Annotated in this window: 26 protein-coding genes and 4 pseudogenes; 11 read left to right on the top strand and 19 right to left on the bottom strand. The window is 71.5% G+C overall.

The features are described from left to right. The first annotated feature begins 406 nt into the window (after positions 1-406). Positions 407-1,363 (top strand): hypothetical protein, encoded by a 957-nt coding sequence (locus AB0C99_RS12845; RefSeq protein WP_362473625.1) that lies wholly within the window; start codon positions 407-409, stop codon positions 1,361-1,363. Positions 1,364-1,430: 67 nt separating this feature from the next. On the opposite strand, the gene AB0C99_RS12840 is transcribed toward AB0C99_RS12845, so the two are convergent. The 4 genes from AB0C99_RS12840 to AB0C99_RS12825 all read right to left on the bottom strand — a co-directional run bounded on the left by AB0C99_RS12840 (position 1,431) and on the right by AB0C99_RS12825 (position 5,517). Beyond that, positions 1,431-2,069 carry a DedA family protein gene (locus tag AB0C99_RS12840; protein WP_362473622.1) on the bottom strand — a complete coding sequence of 213 codons (639 nt, stop codon included), beginning with the start codon at positions 2,067-2,069 and terminating at the stop codon, positions 1,431-1,433. Positions 2,070-2,225: 156 nt separating this feature from the next. Continuing rightward, the gene (locus AB0C99_RS12835) at positions 2,226-3,347 is read right to left on the bottom strand and encodes a serine/threonine-protein kinase (RefSeq protein WP_362473620.1); all 1,122 of its coding nucleotides are present in this window, start codon (positions 3,345-3,347) and stop codon (positions 2,226-2,228) included. Between the two features lie 182 nt (positions 3,348-3,529). After that, on the bottom strand, positions 3,530-4,456 hold the full coding sequence (locus tag AB0C99_RS12830) for a zinc-binding dehydrogenase (RefSeq protein WP_362473617.1): 927 nt from the start codon (positions 4,454-4,456) through the stop codon (positions 3,530-3,532). 296 nt (positions 4,457-4,752) lie between these two features. Beyond that, complete coding sequence (locus AB0C99_RS12825) at positions 4,753-5,517, bottom strand: hypothetical protein (protein ID WP_362473614.1); 765 nt, start codon at positions 5,515-5,517, stop codon at positions 4,753-4,755. A 168-nt stretch (positions 5,518-5,685) separates the two neighbouring features. Between AB0C99_RS12825 and AB0C99_RS12820 the strand changes: the two genes are divergently transcribed. Then, a complete protein-coding gene (locus AB0C99_RS12820) occupies positions 5,686-6,291 on the top strand; it encodes a TetR/AcrR family transcriptional regulator (RefSeq protein WP_362473611.1) in 606 nt (201 codons plus the stop codon). A 199-nt stretch (positions 6,292-6,490) separates the two neighbouring features. Here AB0C99_RS12820 and AB0C99_RS12815 read toward each other — a convergent pair whose 3' ends face one another. Both AB0C99_RS12815 and AB0C99_RS12810 read right to left on the bottom strand, forming a co-directional pair. Continuing rightward, positions 6,491-7,324 (bottom strand): ATP-binding cassette domain-containing protein, encoded by an 834-nt coding sequence (locus tag AB0C99_RS12815; protein WP_362473957.1) that lies wholly within the window; start codon positions 7,322-7,324, stop codon positions 6,491-6,493. Between the two features lie 126 nt (positions 7,325-7,450). Then, the gene (locus tag AB0C99_RS12810; RefSeq protein ID WP_362473608.1) at positions 7,451-8,119 is read right to left on the bottom strand and encodes a DUF4230 domain-containing protein; all 669 of its coding nucleotides are present in this window, start codon (positions 8,117-8,119) and stop codon (positions 7,451-7,453) included. Positions 8,120-8,462: 343 nt separating this feature from the next. On the opposite strand from AB0C99_RS12810, the gene AB0C99_RS12805 reads away from it, so the two are divergent. Continuing rightward, positions 8,463-9,056, top strand: a complete 594-nt coding sequence (locus AB0C99_RS12805; RefSeq protein ID WP_362473605.1) for a VanZ family protein — start codon at positions 8,463-8,465, stop codon at positions 9,054-9,056. Positions 9,057-9,122: 66 nt separating this feature from the next. On the opposite strand, the gene AB0C99_RS12800 is transcribed toward AB0C99_RS12805, so the two are convergent. Further along, positions 9,123-10,256 carry an FAD-dependent oxidoreductase gene (locus AB0C99_RS12800; protein WP_362473602.1) on the bottom strand — a complete coding sequence of 378 codons (1,134 nt, stop codon included), beginning with the start codon at positions 10,254-10,256 and terminating at the stop codon, positions 9,123-9,125. A gap of 174 nt (positions 10,257-10,430) precedes the next feature. Beyond that, positions 10,431-11,033, bottom strand: a complete 603-nt coding sequence (locus tag AB0C99_RS12795) for a TetR/AcrR family transcriptional regulator (RefSeq protein ID WP_362473599.1) — start codon at positions 11,031-11,033, stop codon at positions 10,431-10,433. Between the two features lie 101 nt (positions 11,034-11,134). Between AB0C99_RS12795 and AB0C99_RS12790 the strand changes: the two genes are divergently transcribed. Beyond that, positions 11,135-12,049, top strand: coding sequence for an NmrA/HSCARG family protein (locus AB0C99_RS12790; RefSeq protein ID WP_362473596.1), 915 nt, complete (start codon positions 11,135-11,137; stop codon positions 12,047-12,049). A gap of 107 nt (positions 12,050-12,156) precedes the next feature. Next, positions 12,157-13,611, top strand: coding sequence for an acyl-CoA dehydrogenase family protein (locus AB0C99_RS12785; RefSeq protein ID WP_362473594.1), 1,455 nt, complete (start codon positions 12,157-12,159; stop codon positions 13,609-13,611). Between the two features lie 191 nt (positions 13,612-13,802). On the opposite strand, the gene asnB is transcribed toward AB0C99_RS12785, so the two are convergent. After that, positions 13,803-15,647, bottom strand: coding sequence for an asparagine synthase (glutamine-hydrolyzing) (gene asnB, locus AB0C99_RS12780; protein ID WP_362473591.1), 1,845 nt, complete (start codon positions 15,645-15,647; stop codon positions 13,803-13,805). 560 nt (positions 15,648-16,207) lie between these two features. Between asnB and rpmB the strand changes: the two genes are divergently transcribed. Together rpmB and AB0C99_RS12770 are read left to right on the top strand one after the other, a co-directional pair. Then, the gene (gene rpmB / locus AB0C99_RS12775; RefSeq protein WP_362473588.1) at positions 16,208-16,444 is read left to right on the top strand and encodes a 50S ribosomal protein L28; all 237 of its coding nucleotides are present in this window, start codon (positions 16,208-16,210) and stop codon (positions 16,442-16,444) included. Further along, a pseudogene (locus AB0C99_RS12770) lies at positions 16,444-16,614 on the top strand (30S ribosomal protein S14); the annotation flags it as partial. The gene rpmB and the pseudogene AB0C99_RS12770, both read left to right, overlap by 1 nt. Positions 16,615-16,651: 37 nt before the next feature. Here AB0C99_RS12770 and AB0C99_RS12765 read toward each other — a convergent pair. The 3 genes from AB0C99_RS12765 to AB0C99_RS12755 are packed head-to-tail and all read right to left on the bottom strand — an operon-like array spanning position 16,652 to position 18,540. Continuing rightward, positions 16,652-17,254: a GNAT family N-acetyltransferase gene (locus AB0C99_RS12765; protein WP_362473585.1), complete on the bottom strand. Its 603-nt coding sequence runs from the start codon at positions 17,252-17,254 to the stop codon at positions 16,652-16,654. Further along, a complete protein-coding gene (locus tag AB0C99_RS12760; protein WP_362473582.1) occupies positions 17,247-17,870 on the bottom strand; it encodes a hypothetical protein in 624 nt (207 codons plus the stop codon). Before AB0C99_RS12760 ends, AB0C99_RS12765 begins: the two co-directional genes overlap by 8 nt. Further along, on the bottom strand, positions 17,860-18,540 hold the full coding sequence (locus tag AB0C99_RS12755) for a TetR/AcrR family transcriptional regulator (RefSeq protein ID WP_362473579.1): 681 nt from the start codon (positions 18,538-18,540) through the stop codon (positions 17,860-17,862). Before AB0C99_RS12755 ends, AB0C99_RS12760 begins: the two co-directional genes overlap by 11 nt. Positions 18,541-18,564: 24 nt before the next feature. On the opposite strand from AB0C99_RS12755, the pseudogene AB0C99_RS12750 reads away from it, so the two are divergent. Next, positions 18,565-18,897: pseudogene (locus AB0C99_RS12750) on the top strand (DUF6087 family protein). A gap of 101 nt (positions 18,898-18,998) precedes the next feature. Then, positions 18,999-19,826, top strand: a complete 828-nt coding sequence (locus AB0C99_RS12745; RefSeq protein WP_362473576.1) for a sugar nucleotide-binding protein — start codon at positions 18,999-19,001, stop codon at positions 19,824-19,826. A gap of 202 nt (positions 19,827-20,028) precedes the next feature. On the opposite strand, the gene AB0C99_RS12740 is transcribed toward AB0C99_RS12745, so the two are convergent. The 3 genes from AB0C99_RS12740 to AB0C99_RS12730 all read right to left on the bottom strand — a co-directional run bounded on the left by AB0C99_RS12740 (position 20,029) and on the right by AB0C99_RS12730 (position 22,258). Next, positions 20,029-20,466 carry an SRPBCC family protein gene (locus AB0C99_RS12740; RefSeq protein WP_362473573.1) on the bottom strand — a complete coding sequence of 146 codons (438 nt, stop codon included), beginning with the start codon at positions 20,464-20,466 and terminating at the stop codon, positions 20,029-20,031. Positions 20,467-20,611: 145 nt separating this feature from the next. Next, a complete protein-coding gene (locus AB0C99_RS12735) occupies positions 20,612-21,133 on the bottom strand; it encodes a DUF427 domain-containing protein (protein ID WP_362473570.1) in 522 nt (173 codons plus the stop codon). A gap of 234 nt (positions 21,134-21,367) precedes the next feature. Then, complete coding sequence (locus tag AB0C99_RS12730) at positions 21,368-22,258, bottom strand: hypothetical protein (RefSeq protein WP_362473567.1); 891 nt, start codon at positions 22,256-22,258, stop codon at positions 21,368-21,370. Between the two features lie 281 nt (positions 22,259-22,539). On the opposite strand from AB0C99_RS12730, the pseudogene AB0C99_RS12725 reads away from it, so the two are divergent. After that, positions 22,540-23,329, top strand: a pseudogene (locus AB0C99_RS12725) (IS5 family transposase). Here the strand turns inward: AB0C99_RS12725 and AB0C99_RS12720 are convergent. Next, on the bottom strand, positions 23,283-23,624 hold the full coding sequence (locus tag AB0C99_RS12720) for a DUF5713 family protein (RefSeq protein ID WP_362473564.1): 342 nt from the start codon (positions 23,622-23,624) through the stop codon (positions 23,283-23,285). The pseudogene AB0C99_RS12725 and the gene AB0C99_RS12720 overlap by 47 nt on opposite strands. A 236-nt stretch (positions 23,625-23,860) precedes the next feature. Here AB0C99_RS12720 and AB0C99_RS12715 point away from each other — a divergent pair. Then, positions 23,861-23,947 (top strand): annotated as a pseudogene (locus AB0C99_RS12715) (IS5/IS1182 family transposase); the annotation flags it as partial. Positions 23,948-24,017: 70 nt separating this feature from the next. Here the strand turns inward: AB0C99_RS12715 and AB0C99_RS12710 are convergent. From AB0C99_RS12710 to AB0C99_RS12700, 3 genes are read right to left on the bottom strand one after another with little or no spacing between them, the layout of a single operon-like run. After that, on the bottom strand, positions 24,018-24,281 hold the full coding sequence (locus AB0C99_RS12710; RefSeq protein ID WP_362473561.1) for a hypothetical protein: 264 nt from the start codon (positions 24,279-24,281) through the stop codon (positions 24,018-24,020). A 39-nt stretch (positions 24,282-24,320) separates the two neighbouring features. Then, entirely contained in the window at positions 24,321-25,397 is a 1,077-nt protein-coding gene (locus AB0C99_RS12705) for a response regulator (RefSeq protein WP_362473558.1), read from the bottom strand. Next, positions 25,390-25,629, bottom strand: coding sequence for a hypothetical protein (locus AB0C99_RS12700; RefSeq protein WP_362473555.1), 240 nt, complete (start codon positions 25,627-25,629; stop codon positions 25,390-25,392). Before AB0C99_RS12700 ends, AB0C99_RS12705 begins: the two co-directional genes overlap by 8 nt. Positions 25,630-26,001: the final 372 nt, after the last annotated feature.

Below are 26,001 nucleotides of genomic sequence, written 5' to 3'. Positions count from 1 at the left end.
CCCGCCAGGAGCGCACCGAGTGGGCGGCCCTCCGGCGCGCGGTCCCTCGCGTTCGGGCTGCCTGTGAGGGATCCCGGAAAGTGGCTTGTTTCGCTCGCATAGCGCGCGATCAGCGGGGAGATACATACCGCTACGTCGGGTAACTGTATGTAGCCATCCGTTGAGATGGCGGTCCACCCGTACGGAGGCCAACGGGATTGCGCCCAGAACAGCACTTCGCCTGCGGGCCGCCCGCTCGCGCCCCCAGGATGGGGCGAGCGCGGGAGGTACGGGGACGCCTTCGAGGCGGTGCTGGAGCGGTGAGCGCCCTGACGGCGTGCTGGACTTGTCGAGTCGTCCTGGAGGAGCCATGAAGAGGAGCAGCCCCTTCGGGCCTGGGGCAGAGCGTCCGTTTCAGACGGCGTACATGTCGGCCCAGCTCGTGCGAGAGCTGGAGGAGTTCCGCACGAAGGCCAGAGACCTCATCGAGGGCTACCAGCACGACATCGACCGTCTGGAACGGAAGGTGGCCGCCGAGACGGAACGCCGCCGCGAGGCGGAGCGCAACGTGGAGAGAGCCAACGCGCTCCTGCGCCAGGGCAGGAACCTGGAGAAGCGAGTGGAATCGCAGCTGTCCGACCGGACGTTCGAGGTGCGGAAGGCGCCCGAGGCACCAGAGGCGGAGGAGCTGTCCCGGCGTCTGACGGAGAGCGAGGCGGACCGGGCCACGCTGCGGGCCATGCTGGAAGCGAGCGAAGCCGAGCGGCGCGCGGCCCTGCGCTCCCGCGACGCGCTCGCCGCACGCCTCCAGCCCCGCCACGACGACGAAGGGCCCGACGACGCCGGCGCACGCGCGCTGCGGCAGCGACTCGAAGCGTCGAACTTCGCCGGCATCCTGGAGCGCGCCCGGCAGTACTGTGCGTGTCTGGAGATCACCGCCGACCCCGGGGACGCGCGGAAGCTGGACCACCACAGCAAGGCCCCCCGGTGGCGGGCCCGTCTGGCCGACGCCCTGGCCGTCATGCAGATCTACGCGGAGGCCAAGAACCTCGCGCGGGCGACGGGCGGCGGCAGTGCGGGTGCCGTCTTCGCCAACCTCCGCGCGTACTGCGCGGCCCAGAGCACCCCGTTGATCAGCGAACAGAAGATCTCCCACTCCGAGAGTCAGTACGCCCGCAGCAGCCCGCGAGGACGGTCCGACCGCACCTTCCGGGTCCCCACGGAGATCTCACCGACCGGAACGGCCGTCATGGTCGAGCACATCCGCATCGGCGACGGCGAGCCCCCGGCGCCACGCCTGCATTTCCTCGACGACACCGACAACAGCGGCCTGGTCGTGGTCGGCTACTTCGGCGACCACCTGATCAACACGCAGACGAACTGACACCGGGACAGCGGCACACCAGGCCGAACAGAGGCGGCCGGACCGGGACCACGCCCGTTCCGGCATCTCAGGGTCGATCAGGGCGTGGCCGGGAGGGAGCGGCGGTCCTGCGCCGGAGCATCCAGACCCCCACGGCCAGGGCGGCGAGTACGCCGATCACGGCCCACCCCGCTGTGCCGAGGTACGCGCCCAGCCGCTCGGCCGAGGCACCGGCGAGGGCGCCTCCGAAGACGTACAGGGCCGACCACGTGGCCGCGCCCGCCAGGGAGGCGGGCAGGAAGTGTGCGTAGCGCACGCGGGCCATCCCGGCTGCCGCGGGGGTCAGCGTCCGGATCACCGGCAGCAGGCGGGTGAGGAACACGGCCCACGCGCCGCGCCTGCGCAGGGCGAGGACCGCACGGTCCCATTGCGCGTCGGTGACGCGGCGCAGCAGAGCCGCCCCGCGGAGCCGCTCGCCGTAACGGCGCCCGAGGACGTACCCCACGTGATCGCCGAGACTGGCGGCCAGGGCGACGACGACGAACAGAGCGATCAGCAGCGCCTCGCCGTGCACGGCCGCCCCGGCGACGAGCACCGCCGTCTCACCCGGCACCACGATGCCGATGCCGAGGCCCGACTCGACGGCACTGAACACCCCGGCTGCCCCCAGCACGGCCGCCGGCGGCAGATCACCCAAGGCGTCCAGGACCTGCGCGAACCATGACACGTGCCTTGCCCCTCCACTACTCGCTCCGCTGGTTGCGGCCCTACCAGTGGACCCCGGCCGTCAGCGGAAACGGTCACCCCGCAGAACGAGATCACCGTCCGACCCAGGTCGCATCTCCATTGACGGGGTCATGTAAATGATCACGGATCGTGTGCGTCAGTCGCAGTAGTGATTCAGGACGTGCGGCAGGTGCCGAGCCCAACGGTCGTACGTCATGTCGTCGGGCGCGGTCAGCGTGCAGTCGTATGGAACGTCGTCGGTGCACTCGATGAACAGCGTGCACTGCAGGCTGGCGCTGTCGAGGGCGTGGTCGATGCTCGCGATCTCGCTCCAGGGGAAGCCGAAGCTGATGCCGTTGAATTCGAGCAGCCTGATCTCGACCCCATGGGCATCGATGACCATGGCGCGTTCGTCGTCCTCGGCGTGGAAGAATCCGGCTTCCTCGGTAGGCGTTGCCACGAGGGTGGGTGGTGGGGCCACGAGCGTGGGCGGGTGCGAGGCGTCCACGGTCCCGGTGAACGCGTCGAGCAGTTGCTCAGTGCTGGGTCGCCGGGCAGGGTCCTTCTCCAGGCAGGCGCCGACGATCCCGCAGATACCCTCCGGAACCAGCGAGAGGTCCGCTTCCGCGTGCACCGAGCGGTACATCAGCATCATCGGTGTGCCCTCGCCGAAGGCGCTGCCGCCCGCAGCCGCCACGAGGACGGCGCCGAGGGCGAACACATCGGCTGTGCCCGTCACTTCCTTGCCCTCGGCCTGCTCGGGCGCGAGATAGCCAGGGGTGCCGAAGGCGTGTCCCGTCGTCGTGAGCCGGGTGGACTCGACGGCCCGGGCGATGCCGAAGTCCACGACCCGGGGACCGTCCGGCGCCATGATGATGTTGCCCGGTTTGAGATCGCGGTGAACGAGCCCGCACCCGTGCACCGCCTGTAACGCCTCCGCCAGAGCCGCGCCGAGCTGTCTCAACTCACGCTCGGTCATGGGTCCTTCGGTGTGTATCAAGTGGGCGAGCGTCGGGCCGGGTAAATACGCCGTGGCCAGCCAGGGCAGCTCTCCGTCCGGATCGGCATCCACCACCTGCGCCGTGTGGAAGCCGCCGACCCTGCGCGCCGCCTCCACCTCGACACGGAACCGGGCCCGGAAGGCCGTGTCCCCGGCCAGCTCCGGCCTGGCCACCTTCACCGCCAGCAGGCGCCCGCCGCGCGACCGGGCCAGATACACCGTGCCCATCCCGCCCGCACCCAGTTCCCGCACCACGGCATACGATCCGATCCGCTCCAACTGGCATTCCCCCGCTCGCACTTCACGTCGCCCTGTAGCGACCGCTCGCCCCGCAAGGCTGGCCGGCCACAGGAATTATTCACCCGAGCCCACCGTGTCAATGGAGCGGCGAGGGTGCCATGACACCCGAGGGCCGGCGGGCCGGCCCCGTGGAGGTGGGTCGTGTCGGGTGGGCGTAGGGGTCAGGCCAGGTCCAGCACGGCCTTTCCGGGCAGGCGGCCGGCCCGTACGGCGTCGATCGCCTCGGCCGCCTCGCTCCAGTCGCCCCGCCACGCGATGTGCGGGCGCAGCGCGCCGGACGCCAGCTCGGAGGCGAGCCAGGTCAGGTCGGCGTCGATGCCGGTGCCGCTCATCAGGAAGAAGGTGACGATCGACCGGTCGTGGCGCAGCGGATCGGACAGCAGGCCGCCCGGTTCGAAGGCGGACGCCGCCGAGGAGGCCGCTCCCGCGGTCACGAGCGTTCCGCCCTCGCCGAGGGCCTGGTAGGCGGGAGCGACGGACTCTCCGCCGACCAGGTCGAGCACACCGTGGACGGGAGCGGAGAGGTCGGCGGGGCCGGTGACGACCTCGTGCGCGCCAAGGGCCCGTAGCCGTGCCGCGTGGTCCGGGGTGCGGGTGGCGGCGATCACGTGGGCGCCGCCACGTGCCGCGAGCTGTACGGCGTAGCGGCCGACGGCCCCGGAGGCCCCGGTGATCAGAACGCGCCTGCCCAGGATCGGGCCGAGCTTCCGCAGCGCGCGCAGCGCGGTCGCACCGGCGACGGGCAGGGTGCTCATCGGCCCGAGGTCGGCGCTGTCGGGGACCGTGCCGATCAGCGCGGTGTCGACGGCGCGCAGCTCGCCCCAGGCCCCGCTCATCCCGAGGGTGATCACGGGGGTGCCGGCGGCGGGCCCCAAGCCGTCGGCGGCGGCCCGCTCCACCACCCCGGCCGCGTCCCAGCCGATCACCGCGCCGTCGGGCGCGCCGGGGAGCACGTAGCGGAACTCGGCCGGGTTGAGCGAGACCGACCGGACCCGGACCAGGGCCTGGTGGGGCGCGGGGACGGGGTCGGGCGTTTCGGCCGGACGCAGCCCGCCGGTGGCGGCGCGGTCGACTACGAGGGCACGCATGGGGATCCTCCTGCGAATGAGGGTGATGAGGGTGATGAGGGTGATGGGGGGAATGGGGAGAATGGGGTGGGTGGGGGAACGGGGTGGGTGGGGGTGATGGGGTTGAATGGTCGGGAGCCGCGCGGGACGCGGCTCCCGGGGCGGCGCCCGGCCGGAACACGCACCGTTCCGGCCGGGCGCCTGTCACTGCCGTACGGGTCCTACTGGCCGTACTGGCCGTACTGGCCGTACTGGCCGTACTGGCCGTATGAGACGTACTGGCCGTACCGACCCTCCCGTCAGCCCGCCGCTCGCCGTCAGATCTGCGGCTTCGGGTGCGGCGGGGAGACGTCGAAGGACGAGTGGGCCCCGCCGAGCGCCCGGGACTCGGGCAGCCACGACGAGATGATCAGGCTGGTGCGGTCCATCAGCCGCTCCGCGCCGAGCTGCTCGGGCAGGAGGCGGCCGAAGGGGTCCAGGCCCTCCAGGTACTCCAGCCCCTTGGACACGGCATCGGCCGGATCGGCGTCGCCCGTCTTCTCGGCGACCGTGATGATGCCGATCTGCTTCTCCTCCGGCTGGAACATCAGCCAGACGCTGGACAGGCCCAGGCTCTCGGCCTCGTCTCGGATCGCCGGCCACACCTGCGCCAGGAGTGCCTCGGCGTCGGCGCCGGAGTACCCGTAGCGCTCGAAGCGGTTGACGTGGTGCGCGGTCGCCATGGGCTTGAAGTCGTGCGCTCCCGTCACCTTCCAGTAGTGCTTGTCGACGCCCGGGAAGCGGGACCAGAAGTGCACGCCGGGCTCCGGGAAGAGCTCCTCGTTGGTGAAGTGGTCGTAGTCGAGCACGCTCTCCCACGTGTCGAACAGGTAGCGCCCGCCGATGTGCTTCACACCCGTCGCCGGGTCGAAGCGGAGCGGCGTGTACTTGTGCCGCATGCCCGGGCGGATGTCCATGTTGGGGCGCTCGCGCTCCAGCATGTCGACGATGTCCTGCGTGGAGTAGCGGTCGTCGAGGGGGAAGTCGGAGGTGAAGGCGGCCTCCGCCTGGATCGGGCCTGTCTTGTAGCCGCGGACGTCCATGGCTGGATCGTTCCTCTCTTGTTCACGGTAAGTGGCCATGACCGTGCGGTACGGAATCGCAAACGGACCGCTCGGTCATGTTCTGAACCGTAGCACAAGCGGACCGAGTGGTCCGCTTAGCGTTTCGGAAAAACATGACCAATCGGTCCGGTTCGGTACAGTGGTCCCATGACCAGAGCCGACGCCGTACGCAACAGACGCCTGCTGATGGACGCCGCCGCGGCGGAGTTCGCCGCGAACGGCATGGACGTGTCGATCACCCGCATCGCCACGCGGGCGGGCGTGGGCAAGGGCACGGTGTTCCGTCACTTCGACACCAAGGAGCAGCTCCTCGCCGAGGTCTTCAGCGACCGGCTGGAGGAACTGGTGGCCGTGGGCCGGCGATTGGCCGAGGCGGAGGACGCCGGGGCGGCGCTCTTCGAGTTCATGACGGCCGGTGTGGAGATCCACGTACGCGACCGGTCGTTCTGCCAGGCCGCCGCGGCGCTGTCGCCCAGGGAGCCCAGCGTCCACGCCTCCCGCGAACGCCTCGCCGAGGTCGCGGACCTACTCGTCGGCCGCGCCAGGGAGGCCGGAGCGGTACGCGGCGACGTCACCGGCATCGACATCGTGCTCCTGCTCAGCGCCGCCGCCCAGGCCGTCCTCATCATCGACGAGGACCCGCAGGGCACGCTGTGGAGGCGCTACCTCGGCGTGATCATCGACGGCCTCCGCCCCGAGGCGGCCCACCCGCTCCCCGTCCCGGCCCCCACCCTCGCCCGGTTCACGGGCTGAATCATCGACGAGGACCCGCAGGGCACGCTGTGGAGGCGCTACCTCGGCGTGATCATCGACGGCCTCCGCCCCGAGGCGGCCCACCCGCTCCCCGTCCCGGCCCCCACCCTCGCCCGGTTCACGGGCTGACGGCGAGCGCCCGGACGGCGGCGGGAAGAACCGGACCGACCCGGGCGGGCTGTGCCGTGCAGGCCCGTGCTCAGGCCGAGCCGGCGGGCGGCGGCGTGAGGCCGCTGGAGCGGGCCAGCCACCGGCCCGCGTCCCGGGTGACCTGGATGGGCCGGCCGAAGCACGCGGTCATGTGCTCGGGGGTGAGGACGTCCTCCACCGGTCCTCGGGCGAGGACGCGCCCCTCGCGCAGGAGCAGGGCGTGCGTGATGGCGGGGGAGAGCTCCTCCAGGTGGTGGGTGACCGTCACGGTCGCCAGCTCCGACCGGGACTCGGCCAGGTGACGCATGGTGTCGATGAGGTCTTCCCGTGAAGGCAGGTCGAGCGCGTTGAACGGCTCGTCCAGCAGCAGCAGTCCCGGATCCGCCATGAGGGCACGGGCGATGAGGATACGGGCGCGCTGTCCGCCCGAGCAGACTCCGTACGGCCGGTCGGCGAGGTCCTTGATCTGGAGCTCGCCGAGCAACTCGTGCGCGCGCTCCCGAACTTCGGTGTCGTACGTGTTCCACAGTGGCTGGACCGTTCCGCTGTGGCCGGTGAGGACGGTGGTGTGGCCGGTCAGTTCCGGCGGGACGCGTTGCGAGGTGGAGACGTGGCCGATCAGGGCGCGCAGTTCGCGTACGTCCACCCGGCCGAGCCGGTGCCCGAGGACGTCGACCGTGCCGGTGGTGGGGAACGTGGTGGCGCCGACGATCCTCAGCATGCTGGTCTTGCCCGCCCCGTTGGGGCCGAGCAGGGCCCAGCGCTCGCCCGCCCGGACCGTCCAGTGGATATCGTCGAGGATGACCTGCCCCGTGGTGTGGCGGATCATGCTGACACCGTCGAGGGCGGCGACGACGCGCCCGGAGCCGCTGTTCCCGTTCATGCAGTGGGTCATCTCCTTCATGCCGAGAGGGTGTTGCCCAGTCCGGAAGGAGAGTAGCTGTAGGCGGCACTGATCTGCCCGGGTGACTGCATCGTGGACACGCCGCACCGTCCGGCCCGGGCGCCCTCAGGTGTAGGTGACCGTGACGCGCTCGAACCCGAGGGCCCGCAGGAGGCCCTGGAGCATGGCGGTGGTGTTGCGTTCGGCCCGGGTCGTCAGGTCGGACTGGCGGGCGGCCTCGCCGATGCGCTGGGCGGCGAGCACGTTGACGGCTCGCTCGCTCGCCGGGTTGTCGGAGACCAGGTCCTGGAGTCGGTCGAGCAGCCCGCGCTGCTTGGACACGGCGTACGAGCGCTCGGGGTCGAGCGCTGGTGTCGCCAGCCGGGCGTGGGGCAGGCGCAGGGTCGCGGTCGTCCGCTGCTGGTCGACGGTGACGGAGCCTTCGCCGAGTTCACCGAGCTCCACGTAGGCGCTCACGCCGCCGGTCGCCACGTACAGGGTGCGGGTGCCGCGTATGGCGTCCGGCAGGAAGCGGGCGTCCTGTTCGAGGTCGACCACGATCTGGAAGGTCCCGGCCGCGCCCTCGTAACGGTGCATGTCCTGGACGGCCTTGAGGACGGCCGGCCCGGAGCGGTCCTTCGTCTCGGTGGCGAACAGGTCCAGCCCCGGCCACCGCAGGGCCTGTCCGACCCCTATGAGGACGACGGCGACCAAGAGGAGGGTGATCGCGACCGCCGGCCACCGTCGACGGCGGGCCCTCTCCGGCCGGCTCTCGTGGGTCGGGGGTCTGTTCACGGTGTCTTCGTCTTCCATGCAGCGCTGGTGCCCGCACCTCAAGCTGATCATTCCCAACTGCCCCAATATTCAGTGCCATTGGGGCTCGTGTGATGCGGTGGGGCGGCTGTGCATCGAATCCTCGCCGCGTCGGCATGGGGGCGGCCGGGCCGGGTAGGCGGGCTTCGTCGGCGGGGCCGACCGAGGCCGACCGGTGGCGTACGAGGGGACAGGCCGGAGGGAGGCAGTCTCCGGGGGGCAGTCCGGAGGGGGGCATGCCTGAGGGGGAGCAGGTCCGACGGGGACAGGCTCGACGGGGACAGGCCCGACCGGGGCGGCCCCGCAGAAGACGCAAGGAGGCCGGATGATCGACTGGAGAGCGCCGCGAAGACGGGTCGCCGGGAAATCGCGCCCGCGGCGCGCGGACGCCGCCGGTTCCAAGGCGCGCGCCGCTGCCCGTACGGGTCCGGGCCGGGCGGTCCGTACGCTGGTCGGGCTCGTCGCCCTCGCCGGCATGGTCGCCTTCGCCGTGGTGCTGGCGAAGCTCACCCTGGGGGAGTCGGCCGCGTCCGTCCCCCTCGTCCACAGCAACCTGACGCCAGGCAGCTCCATCGAGGCGTACCTGCGGCAGCCGGCCTTCGTCGAGACCGTCAAGCAGCTCGGCGGCAACGTGGCCCTGGGGATGCCCTTCGGCGTGCTCCTGCCGCTGCTGTCCCGCAGGACCCGGGGCTTCGTCCGCGTCGCGCTGGTGACCGTATGCACCATGCTGATCGTGGAGTTGATCCAGGGCGCCCTCATCATGGGGCGCGCGTTCGACATCGACGACGTCCTGCTCAACACCACCGGCGCGCTGCTCGCCTACCTCCTCGTGGGGCGCCGCCTCGGCCGGGCCGTCCACCCGCGCCGCCGGACCCGGTGGTGGCGCCGGGTGCCGGCGGAGCCTGCCCACGAGAAGTGAACGTGAGGCGAGTGCTGAACGTGCTGAACATGCTGAATGCGCTGGACGGGATGGCGGCGGCCGGGGTCAGCCCGTCTTCCCGGGGGTTCCCGAGGCGTGGGCGGGGAGCCGGAACCGCTCGGGCACGCCCGCGGCGCCGGTCACCAGGTCCGTGGTGAGCTCGCCGATGAGAGGCGCGAACTTCGCCCCGTGCCCCGAGCAGGGGGAGCACACGACGAAGGGGCCGACCCGGTCGAGGAGGAAGTCCTCGCTGGGTGTGAAGGTGTAGAGGCAGCTGGTCTCGGTGCGCGGCGTCGGGTCCAGCCCCGGCAGCCACTCCTTCACGTACTCGACGAGCGTCTCCCGGGTCGCCGCCGATACGACGCCGTCGCGTCCGGCGGCGGTGGTCGGCAGGCCGCCGTAGTGCTGGCCGATCTTGCGGTCGTCCTGCGGGCCGCCAAGGGGGCCGCCCGCGAGGTGGTAGATGCCCGCTCCCCACTCGTGCACGACGCTCGGCCACGCGGGGGACGCCGGGTCCCGCCGGGGGAAGTGGAAGGTCTCCTGCTGGGTGACGTTCAGCGCGGGCAAAGAGAGGTGCCCGCCGAGGATTTCGCCGGTCCATCCTCCGGCCGCGACGACCACGGTGCCGGCGAGCACCTCGGCGCCGTCGGCCTGCAGCACCCGGACCCCGCCGTCCGGGGTCGGGTCCAGTGATGCCACGGCGGTGTCGTGGCGTACGACCGCTCCGCGCCGGACGGCACCGTCCTGGAACGCGGTCACGGCGGCGCCGGCGTCGACCGTACCGCCCTGCGTGTGATGGACCACGAGACCCTCGAAACGCATCCCCGGCCAGCGTTGTTCCGCTTCCGGCGCGCTGAGTATCTCGTGTTCCACGACCGAGGCGGCGAGCTGGGCGGCCACCGACTCGGCGTACGCGCGCGAGCCGAAGTCCACGTTGCCGAGCATGCGGAGCAAGGGCGCGCCGGAGTCGAGCTCCAGCTCCCGCCACAGCTCGAACGACCGCCCGGTGAGCTCCGTGTACAGCGGTTCCTGGTAGCCGCGCCGCACGATGCGGGAACTGCCGTGCGAGCTACCCCTGTTGTGCCCACGGCCGTACTGTTCGAGCAGCAGCACCGACAGCCCTCGGCGGGAGGCCGCCCAGGCGGTGGCGGAGCCCATCAGGCCGCCGCCGATCACGACGAGTTCGGCGCGGATTGCCATGACTGCCTCCGGGGGAACGTACGGCGCCCGGCAGACCCGGCCCGCCGAACCTGTCTTCGACTGCCGCGAGCTTACGGGCCACCGGCGTTCCATGGCGGCCCTTGCCGCCCGGATCCGGCTACTCCCTCGCCACACCTCCCACTTGTCACGGGCGCAGAGTCGGCAGACGCCCTGTCACGGCTGCCGGAGAGCCGGAACGTCCCCGTCCCCGGCCGCGCCCCGCGCGGGACTGAGCCCTTCCACCGCGAGGCGGAAGAGGCGGCCTGCCTGGGCATCGGGGTCCGTGTGGTGCTCGGTGGCCAGGGCGATGCCGACGGCGAGGGTGAGCAGGTCGTGGAAGGTGACGTGCGGTGCGACAGCCTTGTCGCGAATGGCCCTCTGGAGCAGGGGAGTTGCGGCCGTCTCGATCCTGCTGCCGCAGCTGTCCGGGGAGGGCTCTTCGGTGGGGGGCTCGTAGCTGAGGATGTGGGCGAAGCCGCGGGCCGAGACGGCGTAGAGGACGAAGGCGTGGAGCCATTCCAGGAGCGCGGCGCGGCCGTCCTCGGCCGCGCTCAGGCGCCGGGCGTGCTCGCACAGGGCCTCGATGCGCTCCTGGAAGACCGCTTCCAGAAGGGCGCGGCGCGTGGGGAAGTGGCGGCGCACGGTCGCCGAACCGACTCCCGCGGTGCGGGCGATCTGCTCCAGGGACGCCTCGGCGCCGTGCGCGGCGACCTCGGCTTCGGCGACGGCGAGGATGCGCTGGTAGTTGCGTCGGGCGTCCGCGCGGTGACCGGTCATGTTCTCCCCATTGCTAAACGGCGGACCCCGCCATAGCTTAGCGACAGGCGAAACGGCGGGCCCCGCCGTTTTGCTTCTCCGACCCGTGAGGAGCCGCAGCCATGCCGTCCAGCCGCGATACCGTCCTGGTCACCGGCGCCACCGGCCAGCAAGGCGGGTCCACGGCTCGCGCACTTCTGGCCGCCGACGTGCCCGTACGCGCGCTCGTACGGGACCCTGGCTCGCAGCGTGCGCGGGCGATCGAGGCGCTGGGCGCCGAACTGGTACGGGCGGACCTCTCCGACCGGGACTCCCTCGGCCCGGCGGTCGAGGGAGTCCGGGCGGTCTTCTCGGTGCAGATGCCGCCGATGACCGGGGCCGGCGTGGACTTCGCGGACGAACTCGCGCAGGCCACCCACCTGGTGGACGCGGCGAAGGCGGCGGGAGTGCGGCAGTTCGTGCAGTCCTCGACCAGCGGCGTCGGTGAACACACCCGGGTCGCCGGCTGGGCCGAGGGGCGCTGGGCGGCGATGGAGGACTACTTCCACACCAAGCAGGCGATCATGGAGGCGGTACGCGGCGCGGGGTTCGCCCGCTGGACGGTGATCAAGCCCGCGTTCTTCATGGAGAACCTGCCCCTGCTGGCGCCCCGAGGGCCCCGCGGCGGACTCCTGACGGTCCTGCGGCCGGACACCGAACTGGCCCTGGTGGCCGTACGAGACATCGGCGCGGCCGCGGCGCACGCCCTCCGCGACCCCGACCGGTTCCACCGGGTGGAGCTGGAACTGGCCAGTGAACTGCGCACGATGGAGCAGATCGCGGGGACCCTGTCCGCCGCATGGGGCGTACCCGTGACCGCGCCCTCCATGACCCTGGAGGAGGCGCTCGACGCGGGCATGCCCCCGTGGGGAGCCGGACACGAGTGGAACAACGCGGTCCTCCAGCCCGCCCGGCCCGCGTTCGCCCGGGAGTTGGGCATCCCGCTCACCACCTTCGCCGAGTGGGCGCACACGCAGCCGAGGCCCGTATCCGGCTGACGGGTGCCGCTGGGGGTGAGGTTCCGGGGGCGACCGCCCAGCCGTCGCCCGGAACACCGAGAATGCTGCCGAGTGCATGATCGGAAGTTCCCGGAACGGGTGGACACATGACTGAAACCACGGGCACCGTCTCGTCCTTCGCCGCCGGCCTGTCGGCCGCGGAGTTCCTGGCTGGTGTCGAGGAGGCCGCCGAGCGGTTCGACGCGGCGACCTACCCGCAGCGGGAGCTGCCCGCCGAGGACTGGGCCGTCCTCACCCGGGCGGGGGTGCTGCTGCCGGTGCTGCCGACCCGATTCGGGGGTCGCTCCAGCCACGTCGAGATGTGCCGGGTCGTCGAGGTGCTGGCCGAGCGCAACCTCGCGGTGGCCGTCCACACGGCGGTCGTCGCGGCGCTGGCGCTGCGGCCCGTGGTGCTCTGGGCGGAGGAGGAGACCCGGCGCGAGGTGCTGCCCCTGTTCGCCGGCCCGGCCGCGCCGAAGGCGGGCTTCGCGTCCACCGAACCCGGCTGCGGCTCGGCCATGTCCGGGCTGACCACCACGTTCGAGGAGACCGGGGGCGGCTACCGCCTCCGGGGCCGTAAACACTGGCAGGCGCTGAGCGCCACCGCGTCCTGGTGGGTGGTCGTCGCCAAGCGGGACGGCGACGCCGGGCGCGAGTACGGATGGTTCGTCGTCGAACGGTCCGACGGGTTCCGCACCACGCGGCGGTACGAGGCGATAGGGCTCAATGCGATCGACTACGGGGTCAACGAGATCGACGCCTTCGTCCCCGCCCGCCGGCGGATCGACATCGGGGCCGGGGACCTGAGCGCGACGGTCGACGTCTATCTGGCGGGGCGGGCCCTCATCGGAGTGCTGGCCTGCGGATTCCTGCGCCGGATCGCCCGCGAGGCGCGCGCCTTCGCGGACGCCCGCCGGGTGGGGCGCGCGCCGCTGTCGGCGCTCGGCTTCGTCCGCCACCGGCTCGCGTCCGTCGACGCTGCCCACACCGTCTGCGAGGCGCTCAGCCACCACGTTCGGACCCGGCTCGACCTGCTGTCCGATCTCACCCCGTCGTTCCCCCTGGTCCTGGCCGTCAAGACGGTGGCCAGCGAACTGATGGTCGCCGCCGCCCACCACTACCAGCAACTGGCCGGCGGCGAGGGCTACCGGAGCGGCTCACCGACCAACATCGCCGCCCAGGCGTTCCTGGACTCCCGGGTTTTCACCGTCTTCGACGGCACCAACGACCTCCTCAGCCAGCAACTCGCCCAGCACTGCCTGGCCCGCGCGGACGGCCGCCCGCTGAGCGCCGTACTCGCCTCCTGGCCACCCACCGCGCCCGCCGTCGCCGCGCACGCCCTGGACCTCACGTTCCTCGACGGCGGAGACGGCCAGGAACACCTCGTCCTGGCGGGCCGGGTGATCGCGTACGTCGTGGCCGCCGCCTGCCTCCAGCGGTGGGCCGAGGAGACGCGGGCCGACGCCCGGCGGGCCCGCGCCGCGGCCGAGTTCCTCAAGGCCGACATCGACCGCGTACGGGTGGAGTACGACCTGCTGGAGCGGCTCGGGGGCGATGCCTGAACCCCCTTAGCCCCGGGCCCGGTCGGGCTCGACCCGGCCCGGCGGCCCGACCGGCCCGGCGGCCCGACCGGCCCGGCGGCCCCGCCCGTAGCTCAGCCGAGCTACCGGGCGGCCCCGCCCGCAGCTCAGTCGAGCTACCGGGCGGCCCCGCCCGCAGCTCAGTCGAGCTACCGGGCGGCCCCGCCCGCAGCTCAGTCGAGCTCGATGACCGGCTCGTAGAGGTCCATCCACACCGCCAGGTCCAGCGCCCGCTCAAGACCGCGCCGGGATGCCTGGGTGATGCGCGGGGCGTCGTGTTCGGCGGCCTTCCTGAGCCGGGCGGCGTCGACCAGGCCGAAGACCGGGTGCGAGGGCCGGGCCAGCAGTTCCTTCGCCTGTTCCTGGAGCGCGACCGCGTACAGCGGGTCCTGGGTCGACGGATAGGGGCTCTTGACCCGGTCGTACACCGAGCGGGGCAGGACGTCGGCGGTGGCCTCGCGCAGCAGGCTCTTCTCCCTCCCGTCGAAGGACTTGAGGGACCAGGGCGCGTTGTAGACGTACTCGACCAGCCGGTGGTCGCAGAAGGGGACCCGCACCTCCAGCCCGACGGCCATGCTCGCACGGTCCTTGCGGTCGAGCAGGATCCGCACGAACCGCGTCAGGTGCAGATAGGAGACGGTGCGCATCCGGAACTCGAAGTCGCTCTCGCCGTCCAGCCGTTCGACCTCCCCGGCCGCCGTGTGGTAGCTGTCCGCGACGTAGGAGTCGAGGTCGAGGGCGGCGGTGACGGCGGGGTCGATGACATCGATGTCGTCACCGAAGTGCTCCTGGTGCCGTACGAGCCAGGGGAAGGTGGTGCCCCTGCGGGCCTCCTCGTCGAAGAACTGCTGGTAGCCGCCGAAGACCTCGTCGGCGGACTCGCCGGAGAGGGCGACGGTGGAGTGCCGGCGGATCTCCTTGAAGAGCAGATAGAGCGAGGTGTCCATGTCGCCCATCCCCGAGGGAAGGTCCCGGGCCCGGATGACCGCCGTCCGCACCTCGGGATCGGCCAGGGCCGCGGGATCGAGGACGATGTCCTGGTGTCCGGTGCCGGAGGCGCGGGCCACGTCGTGCACGTACGGGGTGTCGGGGGTGGCGCGCAGGTCGTCGGCGACGAAGTGCTCGGTGCGGCCGACGAAGTCGACCGCGAAGCTGCGCACCCGCTCTCCCCGCTCGGCCAGTTGGCGGGCGGCGATCGCGGTCATGGCCGAGGAGTCGAGGCCGCCGGAGAGCAGGGTGCAGAGCGGCACGTCGGCGACGAGCTGGCGGCGGACGATGTCGTCGAGGAGGCCGCGGACGTGGGCGATCGAGGCGTCGCGGTCGTCGGTGTGGGCGCGGGTGCGCAGCGACCAGTAGACGTGCCGGCGCGATCCGTCGCGGTCGACGGTGACGACCGTACCGGGCTCGACCTCCCGCATGCCCTCCCAGACGGCGTGGCCGGGGGTCTTGACGAAGGCGAACAGCTCGCGGAGACCGTCGAGGCCGACCTTCCGAGGGGCCAGGGGGTGCGCGAGGATCGCCTTGGGCTCGGAGCCGAACAGCACACCGTCCGAAGTGAGCTGGTAGTAGAGGGGTTTGATGCCCATCCGGTCGCGGATCAGGACGAGCCGCTGGAGCCGCTCGTCCCATATCGCGCAGGCGCACATGCCGTTGAGGCGCTCGGCGACGCCCGCGCCCCACTCCAGATAGCCGCGCAGCACTACTTCGGTGTCGGAATCGGTGGTGAAACGGTGCCCGCGCGAGGCGAGTTCGTGGCGCAGCTCGGTGTAGTTGTACGCCTCCCCCGAGTAGACGACGACGGCTCGGCTCCCGTCCGCCCGCTCGGCCGCCATCGGCTGGCGGCCACCGGGCAGGTCGATGACGGCGAGGCGGCGGTGACCGAGGGCGGCGGGCCCGTGCACCCAGGTCCCGCGGGCGTCGGGCCCGCGGCAGACCATCGTCTCGGTCATGGCGTCCACGGTCTCTTGCTCGGAACGCAGATCACGGTCGAACGAAATCCATCCGGCTATGCCACACACGTCATGCCCTCCTGAGTACCGGTGTCGCCGGTCCTGACGCCGGCGCCCGAACCGCCTGTCGGCTGGCCGCCGGGCGGTGCGGAACGGGGCGGAACGGGACGGCGGCGGTCGGGGTGGTGAGCCCAGTGCAAACCGATGTACAGGACACCGGTTGTATCAAGCACCTAATGAGAGGGTCGTCCTCCGTCGCCACCCCGTCAACCCGTCCGACATCCGCCCCTCGCGGCCGTGTCGACCCGTCTATGCGCCTCCGGTGAATCGCCGCCCGAGGCCCTGAACTGCACCTCTCAGGGCCTTCGCTCCTCCCTGGGGGAGGGGGTGGGCGGGGTGGATGGGGTGCGCCATACGTGACCGTGGCAGAGGCTTTACTCAAGGCGCGGGCCCGTTTGTCCGGCGCCCGGAGCCGCCCCCGCAGGGCGGATGTGGCGTACGCGTAGCCGGTGTCGGTGGTCGAGCGGAGTTCGGAGACCGGGCGGAGTTCGAGGCGAGCCATGGCGCTACTATATGGCAACGGTTTTCATTATCAATACGGGCTCGTCCCGAGAAAGGTAGGTGGCCTTGTGTCCGCCCGCTGCCAACTGACCGGATCCCACCCGGGATTCGGCAACGCCGTCTCCCACTCGCACCGGCGTACATCGCGCCGCTTCGACCCCAACATCCAACGCAAGCGCTACTGGCTCGCCGGTGAGGGGCGGTACGTCCGTCTCACGCTGAGCGCCAGGGCGGTCAGGACCGTGGACAGGATCGGAGTCGAGGCCGCTGTGGCCCGGATCCGGGCGCGAGGGGGCAGGGTCTGATGGCGAAGAAGCGCGAGATCGTGCGGAACGCGTACCGCAAGGCGGTCGTCGCGCGCTACACGATCCGCCGGGCCCTGCTCCAGGAGATCGCTCGATGGCCTTCGTCCACCGCCGCCGCCGAGCGGGGGGCCGCCCTCGCGGAGCTCCGCGAGCAGCCGCGTGACGCGAGCGGACGCGGACTGATTCCACCCGGTGTCGCCGCCCGCGTCAGCGTGTGCCGGGCCTCGCCATGGCGTTGATCCGCAGGGGGCCCAGCGCCGTACAGCCCAGATCGGCGAAGCCGAAGCGTCGGTAGAAGGGCACGTTCGCGGGGTCGGCCGTGGTCAGGAAGAAGCCGTACGGGGCGGGTGTCGTCGCGAGGAGGTGGCGGAGGAGGAAGCCGCCCGCGCCCCGGCCCGCGGCGTCGGGCCGTACACCGAGGAACTCCAGGGTCCAGGCGTCCGGCGGGGCCGCGGATTCCGTGTGCCGGAAGTACCGCAAGGTGCGCCCCAGGGCGGGCGGGCCGCAGCGGAGGAGCGTGCGCGCCGACCAGGACACCAGCGCCTGCGTGGTGGGGCGGGCGCGCGGCGGGGTGAGGACCGCCGCGGCGACGGTCCGGCCGTCCGGGGCGGTCAGGGTGTGGCGGGAGGCGCCGGGGACGGTGGCGTGGGTACGGATCGTGGTCTCGAACCATGCGGCGCGGACGTTCCGTGACCCGCCGCAGATCCAGGAGACGGCGGGCTCGTGGGAGAAGGCCGCGGCGAGGGTGTCGGCGCAGGCGCCGGGGTCCGGCGCCGAGGCGACGTGCCAGGGCGAGGAGCGCTCAGCCATGGAGCTCCCTCTTCCTCCGCAGCGGCGCTTCGGGGACGAGGTGGCAGACGAGGAGCTTGAGGAAGAAGAGCGGGGCGAACCAGGCGAGGGCGGCGGGGACTTCGAGCCAGAAGAGGTTCACCAGAACGGCCGCCATGAGGACCGCCATGGAAGCGGGGCGCTTGAGCTGGAGGGGGGTGAACTCCACGACGGCGGCGCCGGCGAGAAGCAGCGCGCCGTTGCCGAGCGTCCAGCGCCAGTCGCCCGAGAGGACGACCAGGCCCATGGCGAGGAGGTGGAGCAAGTGCGCGGAGACGAAGAGGAGTCGGGTGCGCCGGGCGCCGGGGGCCGGGCGGTGGTACCAGCGCTTGGCGGCGTTGGTCGCGTTGGTGAGGACCCCGCCGATGAGGTCCAGCCCGATCAACGCCACGACCGCGCATTGCGCCGCCGACCAGGCGTGCCAGAGCCCCGAGGTCCCCACCCCGACGGCCAGGAGCGAGCCGCACAGGACGAGCCCCGCGGCCTCCACCGCCGACTCGGCGCGGGACTTCCCGGGCCCCATGAACCGCTCCAGGCGGCCCGCGAGTCCGGGTGGGGCGTCGGGTATGTCCCAGACGACCTCGACGTCAGCGCGCATCGGTCTTCCTCTCGTCCGATTCGGATTGGGGCTGAGATGCGGATGCAGATGTGGATGCGGATGTGGATCCCGCCCAGCTCCACAGCCCGCGCAGCAGGCTCCACAACTGCCCGCTCGCGTCGCCCTCCGCCGGGCCCGCGGGACCCTGCGAAACCTTCATGCGGGCGAGGGCCCAAGTGTCGGCGGCCCTCACGACCGCCGCCGTCACCGTCACCAGCAGCCCTCGGTCCACGTCGGTGCGGATCACTCCCAGCCGCTGGCCGTTCGCGACCATCGCGTCGAACCACGCGAGCCACGGTTCGTTACCGTCCCGCGCGTGCCCGATCGCCGCGTCGGCGAGGGCCAGGTCGTCCGGGTGCTCGTGCAGATGGGCGGCGAGCGCGCCGGCGCCCGCTTCGAGGCGTGCCCAGAACCCGGCCTCGTCCCCGACCGGGCTCCAGGCTCCGAGCGCGCCGAGCAGGCGCCCGAGCACACCGTCGAGTACGGCGGAGAGCAGGTCCTCCCGGCCGTCGAAGTAGTGGTAGGCGGCGGTCTTCGAGAAGCCCGCCGCCTCGATGATCTTGTTGTAGGAGGCGCCTTCGGCTCCGTGCTCGGCGAAGTGGCGGCGCGCGGTGGCCAGGATCAGGTCCTGACGTTCGGCGGGGAGGCGGTAGAACCGGGGGAGGGGCATAAACTGACAGTACGCACTGCTGGGATGTACCGCCAGTACACTCGGGAGGATGCCGCGAACCCCGCACTGAGCGCCGACCGTCAGGCCGAATCCATGGGCAAGCGGCGTGCGGTGCCGCTCGGCGGCGGTCCTCACCGCGCGGCCCATGTGGACCCGGGTGCGCCGAGGGCGATCTAGGAGTGGACGGGCACGGAGTGGCAGGTGATCGGCGTCGCCGAGAACCTGGCCGCGGCCAAGGCCCTGCTGTATCCGCCGCCGCCCGGGCAGGCGAAGCCGGCGGAGTGGGACCGGCCGGCGATGGGCAGGCCCCGGGGCCGACACCGAAAGCCGACCTCGGCGGAGGAGCGTGACCTGTAGGCGGCCCAACGCGGGCCGACGGGGGCGCGCGCAGGCCCAGCGCACTCCACGAAGAGCGAAGTGGCAGGGGCGGGCCGTCGAGCTCGCCTAGCGTGTGCGGCATGAAGACGCTGATCATCGGTGGCGGCGGGTTTTTGGGAACCGAACTGCTGCGCCAAGCACAGGAACGGGTCTGGGAGGCGGACGCCTCGTACCACTCCCGCCCCGGCGTCGCTCGGGTCGGCGGCTGGCACCGGCTCGATGTCCGAGATCGCGCGCAGGTGGAAGTGCTCCTGGCCACGGTGGCGCCTCGCGTGGTGATCAACGTGACGAGCGGCGGTGCGGACTGGACAGTCACCGCGGACGGCTCCGTGCATGTCGCCATGGCCGCGGCGATGCTCGGAATCCGCCTGGTGCACGTCTCCTCCGACGCGGTGTTCTCCGGAATCGGCAGGACTCGGTACGACGAGACCTGTGCCCCCGACCCGATCACGCCGTACGGGGCCGCGAAGGCCGCCGGTGAGACCGCGGTACGGCTCCTGTGCGCGGACGCGGCTGTCGTCCGTACCTCGCTGATCATCGGCGACGGAGGTTCCGCACATGAACGGGTGGTGCACGAGCTCGCCGCCAACGAGCGGGTGGGCGCTCTGTTCACGGACGACATCCGCTGCCCCGTCCACGTCGCCGATCTCGCGGCCGGCCTGTGGGAGCTCGCGTTCTCGGACCAGGTCGGCGTCTTCCACCTCGCCGGCTCCGATGCCCTCAGCCGCTACTCGCTGGGCGTGCTCATCGCTCGCCGCGACGGCATTCCGCTCTCCCGGCTGCCTGCCGGCAGCCGCGCGGACACGCGACTGCTGGGCGCGCTGGACGTGCGTCTCGAAAGCCGCGCCACAGAGGACCGACTGGGCATCAGACTCCGCGGCGCTCGGGAGTTCCTCGTCGCAAGGTGACGACGGTGGGGCGACCAGCGGACGCCACCGGCCCTGCGAGAGGCAGTACCGGCCAACGGCGACGCCGCTATCACCATGGCGGTCGGCGGGGGACGTCCGGGAGCCGTCGCGGCGCACGAAGGGGACGTCCGCGTCGCGTTCCCAGCGGTCGAGGTCCGTCCTCATCGACGCGGGAAGATGCGTGCGGAGCCGAGGCGCCCGATCACGGGCGCCATGCCTCGGCCGCCTCCGGCAGGCGGTCGGCCACGCCGTCGGCCAGCCGCTCGAACTCCCCGCGCAGGAACGGCGCGGCCAGCCGTGCGAGGCCCCTGAAGGTGAGCGACGCGCGGTACGTCAGCCGTGTCGTCGTCGCCTCGTCGGCGAACCGCAGGTCGTCCAGCGCCGTCACGGTCTCGTTCTCGCCGCGGAACACCAGGTGGAAGGGTTCCCGGACGCGGAGTTCGTACCGCAGCTCGGTCGTACGGCCCCGGAACCGGGACGTGTTGAGCCACCGGGCGCCCTGCCGCACGGGCCCGTCGTCGAGCCGCACGCAGCGCACGGTGCCGGGGTCCCACTCCTCGGCACGGGCGAAGTCCTCCAGGTAGGCGACGACCTCCGCCACGGGCCGTGACACCACGAGCACCCGCTCCACACTGATCACCGTACGGCCTCCTCCGGCTCCCGCCGGTCCGCGCGTCGGCACCGGTCGTCCTGTGTTTCCGGCCGGACCCCCGTACTGGATGCACTTGAGGGCCCGGGGGCCGGGGCCCGGCCGCGCCCGCCCCGGTGAGCCGGCGGCGAGTGGCTCACCAGCCCCACGTGCCGGGAGCGCCCTTGAAGGGCCCCTCGATCTCGCGGGTGATCCACCCGCCGTAGAAGTCGCCCTCCTGCGCTATCACCGGCTCCCCGTCGACCGCGCATCCCACCGCGGACGGATAGAAGGCCAGGTGGCCGCGGAGCGCCTCGTACGGACCGAGGGGTTCTTCGTAGCTCCACGCGGCACGCGGGACGACGAGCCCGCCGACGACGACGTCCCAGTAGGACGCGGCGCCCTTCCACTCGCAGTCGGTGCGGCCGGGGCGGGGACGCAGGAACTCCGCGCGCACGTCACGGCGGGGCAGGTAGTACGTCGGCGGGTGACTGGTCTCCAGGACCCGCAGGCAGGCACGCGTGTCCGCGACGACCCGGCCGTCCACCGTCACCGTCACGCGGCGGTCGTCGCCGACCAGCCGGGGCGGGCGCGGGTAGTCCCACACGCTCTCCGTCGGCCGGTCGCCGCGCCGGGCGGTTCGCCGGACGCCGTCCGGCGAGTCCTCCGAGCCGTCCATGGTGACCTCCTCGGCTCGCGGTATAGCTCCTCTGCCCTTTACTTCCGCCGCGCACCGGCCGGCGGATGCGGGGGGTGGGGGCAGCCAGGCCGACGCATGCGCGCGTCCTCGAAGCGGAGCCGCTGTAGACCCCTGTGGCGAGGGCGAGGTGGTACGTGTCCGCGCCGGAGGGCGGTACGGGTGAAGGGCGGCCGTCGCCCCGCGCCGCGTCACCGGCGGCGCGGGGGAGGGAGCCTACGGGGTGAACACCTTCACGGAATCGTCCGCCCCGTCGTTCCGATTGATGCCGATGAAGAAGTCACTCCCGATATGGGTGATGTCCTCGATCTCATCGAGGAGATTCCTCCCCGGAATACCGATGTCGCTCTCCACGTCGCCTCCGGACCAGTTGTACTGGTATACCCAATTCCAGCCGGTCTCGGGAGTCGAGCTGTTGATGGACTTGGTGTTCCAGATGTAGTTCTCGGAGCAGTCGATTCCCTGGTCGGAACGATTGTCGTGACTCGTCAGATCGGTCTTCACGAGCGTCCATCCGCTCGTCAGCGAACCGGCGCCGGGGTGGGTCCACAGGTTGCCCGCGCGGCGGGCGGCGTACTTGCCGGCGCCTCCGGCCGCCGTCGCGCTGTAGCAGAGGCCGCTGATGTCGCCGATGGGAAGACGGACGACCTCGCTCGCGCCGATGGCGCCCGACGCGTTCAGGCGGACGATCGTCACGTCGTCGCTCGGGAACGCCGACTGGCTGCCCTGAGTTGCGATCAGGGCGGGCCCCTGCCCCTGGTAGTCGGGGTGGTAGGCGAGGTCGTTGCCGTGGCCGAGCGCCGGTATGGAGGTCGGCGCCCCGGCGCAGGTCCAGCTGGTGCCGTCCCAGGTCGAGCCGTCGCGCAGCCACCTGGAAAGGACCGGCTCCGCGCCGCCGGCCTTGGTGAAGACGATGTACAGCTGGCCGCCCGGCCCCGCGACCATGCCCTGCATGACGGTGCGGCCCGCCCGGCACGCGCTGCTGGTCGGGATGGCGAGCCGTTCCTCGCCGCTCCTGTCGGTGGCGGCGGATGCGGGCGTTGTCGCGGTGACGGCGATTCCTGCCATGACCGCCAGCGCGGACGCGAAATGCAGCAGCTTCTTCACGCGATTCCCCCTTGTGTTTTCGTTGTGTTCGGCGAGGAGGCTAGCATTTCGCGTGTATCTTGCATCCGTAGCGGCTTCGGCTCATTGCCTTGGCGGTGAATGTGGCGAGAATTCACCTCCCCCGGAGCGAACGTCACCCAGAGCGGCAAACCCGGGCAACGGGAACTCCGGGCGTACGCCCCTGCTGCGGGAACACGCCACCTGCCCCGGGCGACCGCGCCGGCCTAGCGTTCTAGGCTGTGTATCGAAAGCGGATCATGGGCTGTGAATAATCACGGTTCATGGGTCGGGGAGACCTCACGGACGAGCAGTGGGCAGGTCTGGAGCCGCTGTTGCCAAAGGGCGCCTGGGCGGGGCGGCCGCCCGTCTGGCCCCGGCGGCAGCTGATCGACGGCACAAGGTTCCGGGTCCGGACCGGTGTTCCGTGGCGGGACGTCCCCGTCGAGTACGGCCCGTGGAACCGGGTCTACGACCCGTTCCGCCGCCGATGGCAGCGCAACGGCACCTGGCACCGGATCCTCACCCGCCTCCAGTCCCTGGCCGACGCGAACGGCGCGATTGTCTGGGACCTGAGCGTCGACTCCACGGTCTGCCGCGCCCACCAGCACGCGGCCGGTGCCCGTAAGCAGGGCGACCTGCGGAAGGAGCCACCGGGCGGTATCTTCACCGAGCCCCGTGATCATGGCTGGGGCGGACGCGCGGCGGGTTCACCGCCAAGCTCCACCTGGCCGTCGAGCAGGGGCAGAAACCCTGTCGATCGTCGTCACGGTTGGGCAGCGCGGGGACTCGGACAAGGCCGACCAAGCCCGCAACCGCCGAAAGCGCGGCTCCCGCGGCGGTCGGCCGCCGCATTTCGCCCCGGCCGACTACCGCCAGCGCCACGCGGTCGAGTGCGGGATCAACCGCCTCAAGAGACACCGCGCCGTCGCCACGCTGTACGAGAAGCTCGCCGTCCGATGCGAGGCGACCGTGCTCGTCGCGGCCATCAACGGTGCTTTGGCCGGAGGTAGCCTCCCGTCCTGGCTCACCAGTCCCGGCCGGCGGTCAGCTGCTCCGCATCCGCTTCCGTGAACTCGTATGCCGACGCGACGAAGCAGAACTCGTCACAGATGCACTCCCGCGCCACTGTCTCGATCTCGCTGCCGGCCGCCGCGAACTCGCCTTCCAGCAGGTTGAATCCCTCCGTCGCAGCCTGGGTGAGTGCATACAAGCTCTCCAGGTCCGACGGCCGCTCGGCCTCGATGCGCTCGCACAGCCGCAGCAGGATCGCCTTCCCATTGTCGACCACGTGATCAGGGAAGTACGAGTCGTCGTACATCTGCCGCAGGAACGCATGGCCCGCTACCTGCTGGTTTGTGATCGGCATGGCACTTCCCTACCTCCGCGAAAAGCTGACGGTCCGATCATGCGCAGCACCACTGACAACGAGGCCCCCATGGACGCCAGACCTCACGCGACCAGGACATTCGCAAGAGGCCCTAGGAGCTGTCCGGCCGATCATGCGGCTGTCGTCTGATCGGATCGTTGTCCTGCGTATGGGGCGAGGTGAACGCGGGCTCACCGGCAGGAACAGCCGCAGCCGCCAGGCTCGGCGGGGAGCGGTACAAGAAGCGCGACACCGTCGAGAGGGCCATCAACAAGCTGAAGAACTCCCGGGCCGTCGCGACCCGCTTCGACAAGCGCGGCTAATTCTTCCTCGGCACCGTAACCGCGGCCTCGCTCGTCGTCTGGCTGCGGTCCTGGCGCGCTCTGAGACTGATCACCATCCCAAATCGGCGGGGCGCTGGTGCCCGCACGGCACCGGGTCCCCGTTCTTGTCGACGACCTCGGACGCGTTCGCCGAGTTCACCAACACCGTGATGCCTTGAACATGGACAACCACGTCGAACGGTGACTCCTCGGGTTCGAGTTCCGTCACAACAGTGAACTGCTCGCCGGGGCGCATCCAGTAATCAGTTCCCCAGGGCTCTACCCACAGGCAGAGCATGTCCTCGGTCTCGTTTCTCACGCTGGTCTTCGACACACCAGAACCCTAATGAGCAGCATGATCGGCCGGATAGTCCTAGACGGCGTGCCGTTCGAGGTAGATCGACGTGAACACGGCGACCTTCGCTCGTAGCGCCCAGGCGTCGAAAGGCTTGCTGATGTAGTCGACCGCTCCGGCGGAGTAGCCGCGGGCCGAGTGTTCGGAGTCCACGCCCATCGCGGTGAGGAAGATGATCGGCACGTCACGTGTCCGGGGGCGGCGTTTGATGTGGGCGCAGGTCTCGTAGCCGTCCATCTCCGGCATCTGGACATCCATGATGATGACCGCGAAGTCGTCGTGGTCGAGGAGCGCCTTGAGGGCCTCACGGCCGGAGGAGACGGTGACGAGTTCCTGGTCGAGCGTGGCCAGGACCGCGGTCATCGCGAGCAGGTTGTCCGGCTGGTCGTCGACGATGAGGATCTTCGGCATCACCTGCCGGCAGCCCGGCGGCACCGCCGCGGGCGGCTGCTCCACCGCGTCCAGCTGCCGCTCCAGCAGATCACAGCGCCCCTCCGCCGCGTCCCGCTGCGCCCGCGCCAGCCGAAGCGCCGCCCCGAGACGGACGACCTCCGCCTGCAGCTCATCACGTTGCTGAAGCAGACCGGACACGTCCGGATGCGCCGCCGCGAGCTCATCCGCACGCCGCTGCTCCGCCACCCGGTCGGCCTCCAGCTGATTCAGACGCGTCTCCAGATCGGCGATCCGCTCCGTCCGGTCCAGCAGCGCGTCGCCCAGAACGTCACCGCGGACACTGGAACGCCGCGAGACACGGTCCGCGTCGGCGAGCTGCTGCTCCAGGATCTCCAGCGCGTGCCTGGGGGAGGAGGCCGCGTCCACGGCCGCGCCGTACAGGCCGCGCAGGAACTCGATGGCCTCGGTGGTGACCGCCGTGCCCCGCGTCCCGGCGACATCGGCGAGCAGGTCGCTGATCACCTGCCAGGGAGGTAACCGGGTCCCGTTCAGATAGCGCGAGACGGTACCCGGATCCAACTCACGTCGGGCCGCGTACCGGCGTACTGACACCTGAAGTCCCTCGAACAGCTCGCGCAGCGCCTCTGCCAGCGCACGGGACGGGTTGCTGAGGTCGTCCCCGAGCGGCCTGAGCTCACCCACGGTGCTCACCCCCGTCGGTCCCGGCGGGAGTACGCGGCCGGGCCGCGGGCTCCTCGGTGCCGACGAGGTGATTGAAGAACGGCACGGCCAGCCCACCAGCCGCCAGACCGGCCAGCACACTGCGCGCGGTGCCCTCGCCGGCGAGCGTCGTCAGAACCCCCGCCGCGATCCCGGCGAGGACGGCGAGCAGGATCACCAGCGTCGATCTCGGCGACAACAGAGGACGGTCCACGCTCTCTCCATTCACGCAACCCGCATCGGGGCAACGGAAGTTGACGGTCCGTCGAGCTCGTGCCCGGCGGGAGACCAGGATGGAGGAACAACGCGGTGTTGCAGACCACGACCGGCGCCCCAGCCCCGTTGCGGACCCCGACTCGTCCCGCTGCGACACCGTTGCGGCTGGTCAGGAAGCCGCCGGGGACCACCACTCCCCAGTGTTGCCGCGCAACGCTGCCGACAGCGCAACGCAACGCAGCGCCCGCGCCTCGGCTGCTAACCACGTGGTCAGGGCCCCGGAGGAATCCGGGGCCCTGCCGGCCCACCAGGCCCAGCTGCGCCGGATCATCGACGACCCGGAGGCGTCGGGCAACGACAAGTTCGTCGC

The sequence above is a fragment of the Streptomyces sp. NPDC048659 genome (assembly GCF_040650575.1).
Lineage (GTDB): Bacteria > Actinomycetota > Actinomycetes > Streptomycetales > Streptomycetaceae > Streptomyces.
The sequence above is the reverse complement of the archived record's forward strand: the minus strand, read 5'-3'. Positions and strand labels throughout refer to the sequence as shown.

Coding starts and splice junctions, on each gene's coding strand:
- AB0C99_RS12845 (WP_362473625.1), top strand. CDS start 407: ATGTCGGCCCAGCTCGTGCGAGAGCTGGAGGAGTTCCGCACGAAGGCC.
- AB0C99_RS12830 (WP_362473617.1), bottom strand. CDS start 4,456: ATGCGTGCCCTCGTAGTCGACCGCGCCGCCACCGGCGGGCTGCGTCCG.
- AB0C99_RS12825 (WP_362473614.1), bottom strand. CDS start 5,517: ATGGACGTCCGCGGCTACAAGACAGGCCCGATCCAGGCGGAGGCCGCC.
- AB0C99_RS12820 (WP_362473611.1), top strand. CDS start 5,686: ATGACCAGAGCCGACGCCGTACGCAACAGACGCCTGCTGATGGACGCC.
- AB0C99_RS12815 (WP_362473957.1), bottom strand. CDS start 7,324: ATGAACGGGAACAGCGGCTCCGGGCGCGTCGTCGCCGCCCTCGACGGT.
- AB0C99_RS12805 (WP_362473605.1), top strand. CDS start 8,463: ATGATCGACTGGAGAGCGCCGCGAAGACGGGTCGCCGGGAAATCGCGC.
- AB0C99_RS12800 (WP_362473602.1), bottom strand. CDS start 10,256: ATGGCAATCCGCGCCGAACTCGTCGTGATCGGCGGCGGCCTGATGGGC.
- AB0C99_RS12795 (WP_362473599.1), bottom strand. CDS start 11,033: ATGACCGGTCACCGCGCGGACGCCCGACGCAACTACCAGCGCATCCTC.
- AB0C99_RS12790 (WP_362473596.1), top strand. CDS start 11,135: ATGCCGTCCAGCCGCGATACCGTCCTGGTCACCGGCGCCACCGGCCAG.
- AB0C99_RS12785 (WP_362473594.1), top strand. CDS start 12,157: ATGACTGAAACCACGGGCACCGTCTCGTCCTTCGCCGCCGGCCTGTCG.
- AB0C99_RS12765 (WP_362473585.1), bottom strand. CDS start 17,254: ATGGCTGAGCGCTCCTCGCCCTGGCACGTCGCCTCGGCGCCGGACCCC.
- AB0C99_RS12760 (WP_362473582.1), bottom strand. CDS start 17,870: ATGCGCGCTGACGTCGAGGTCGTCTGGGACATACCCGACGCCCCACCC.
- AB0C99_RS12755 (WP_362473579.1), bottom strand. CDS start 18,540: ATGCCCCTCCCCCGGTTCTACCGCCTCCCCGCCGAACGTCAGGACCTG.
- AB0C99_RS12745 (WP_362473576.1), top strand. CDS start 18,999: ATGAAGACGCTGATCATCGGTGGCGGCGGGTTTTTGGGAACCGAACTG.
- AB0C99_RS12735 (WP_362473570.1), bottom strand. CDS start 21,133: ATGGACGGCTCGGAGGACTCGCCGGACGGCGTCCGGCGAACCGCCCGG.
- AB0C99_RS12720 (WP_362473564.1), bottom strand. CDS start 23,624: ATGCCGATCACAAACCAGCAGGTAGCGGGCCATGCGTTCCTGCGGCAG.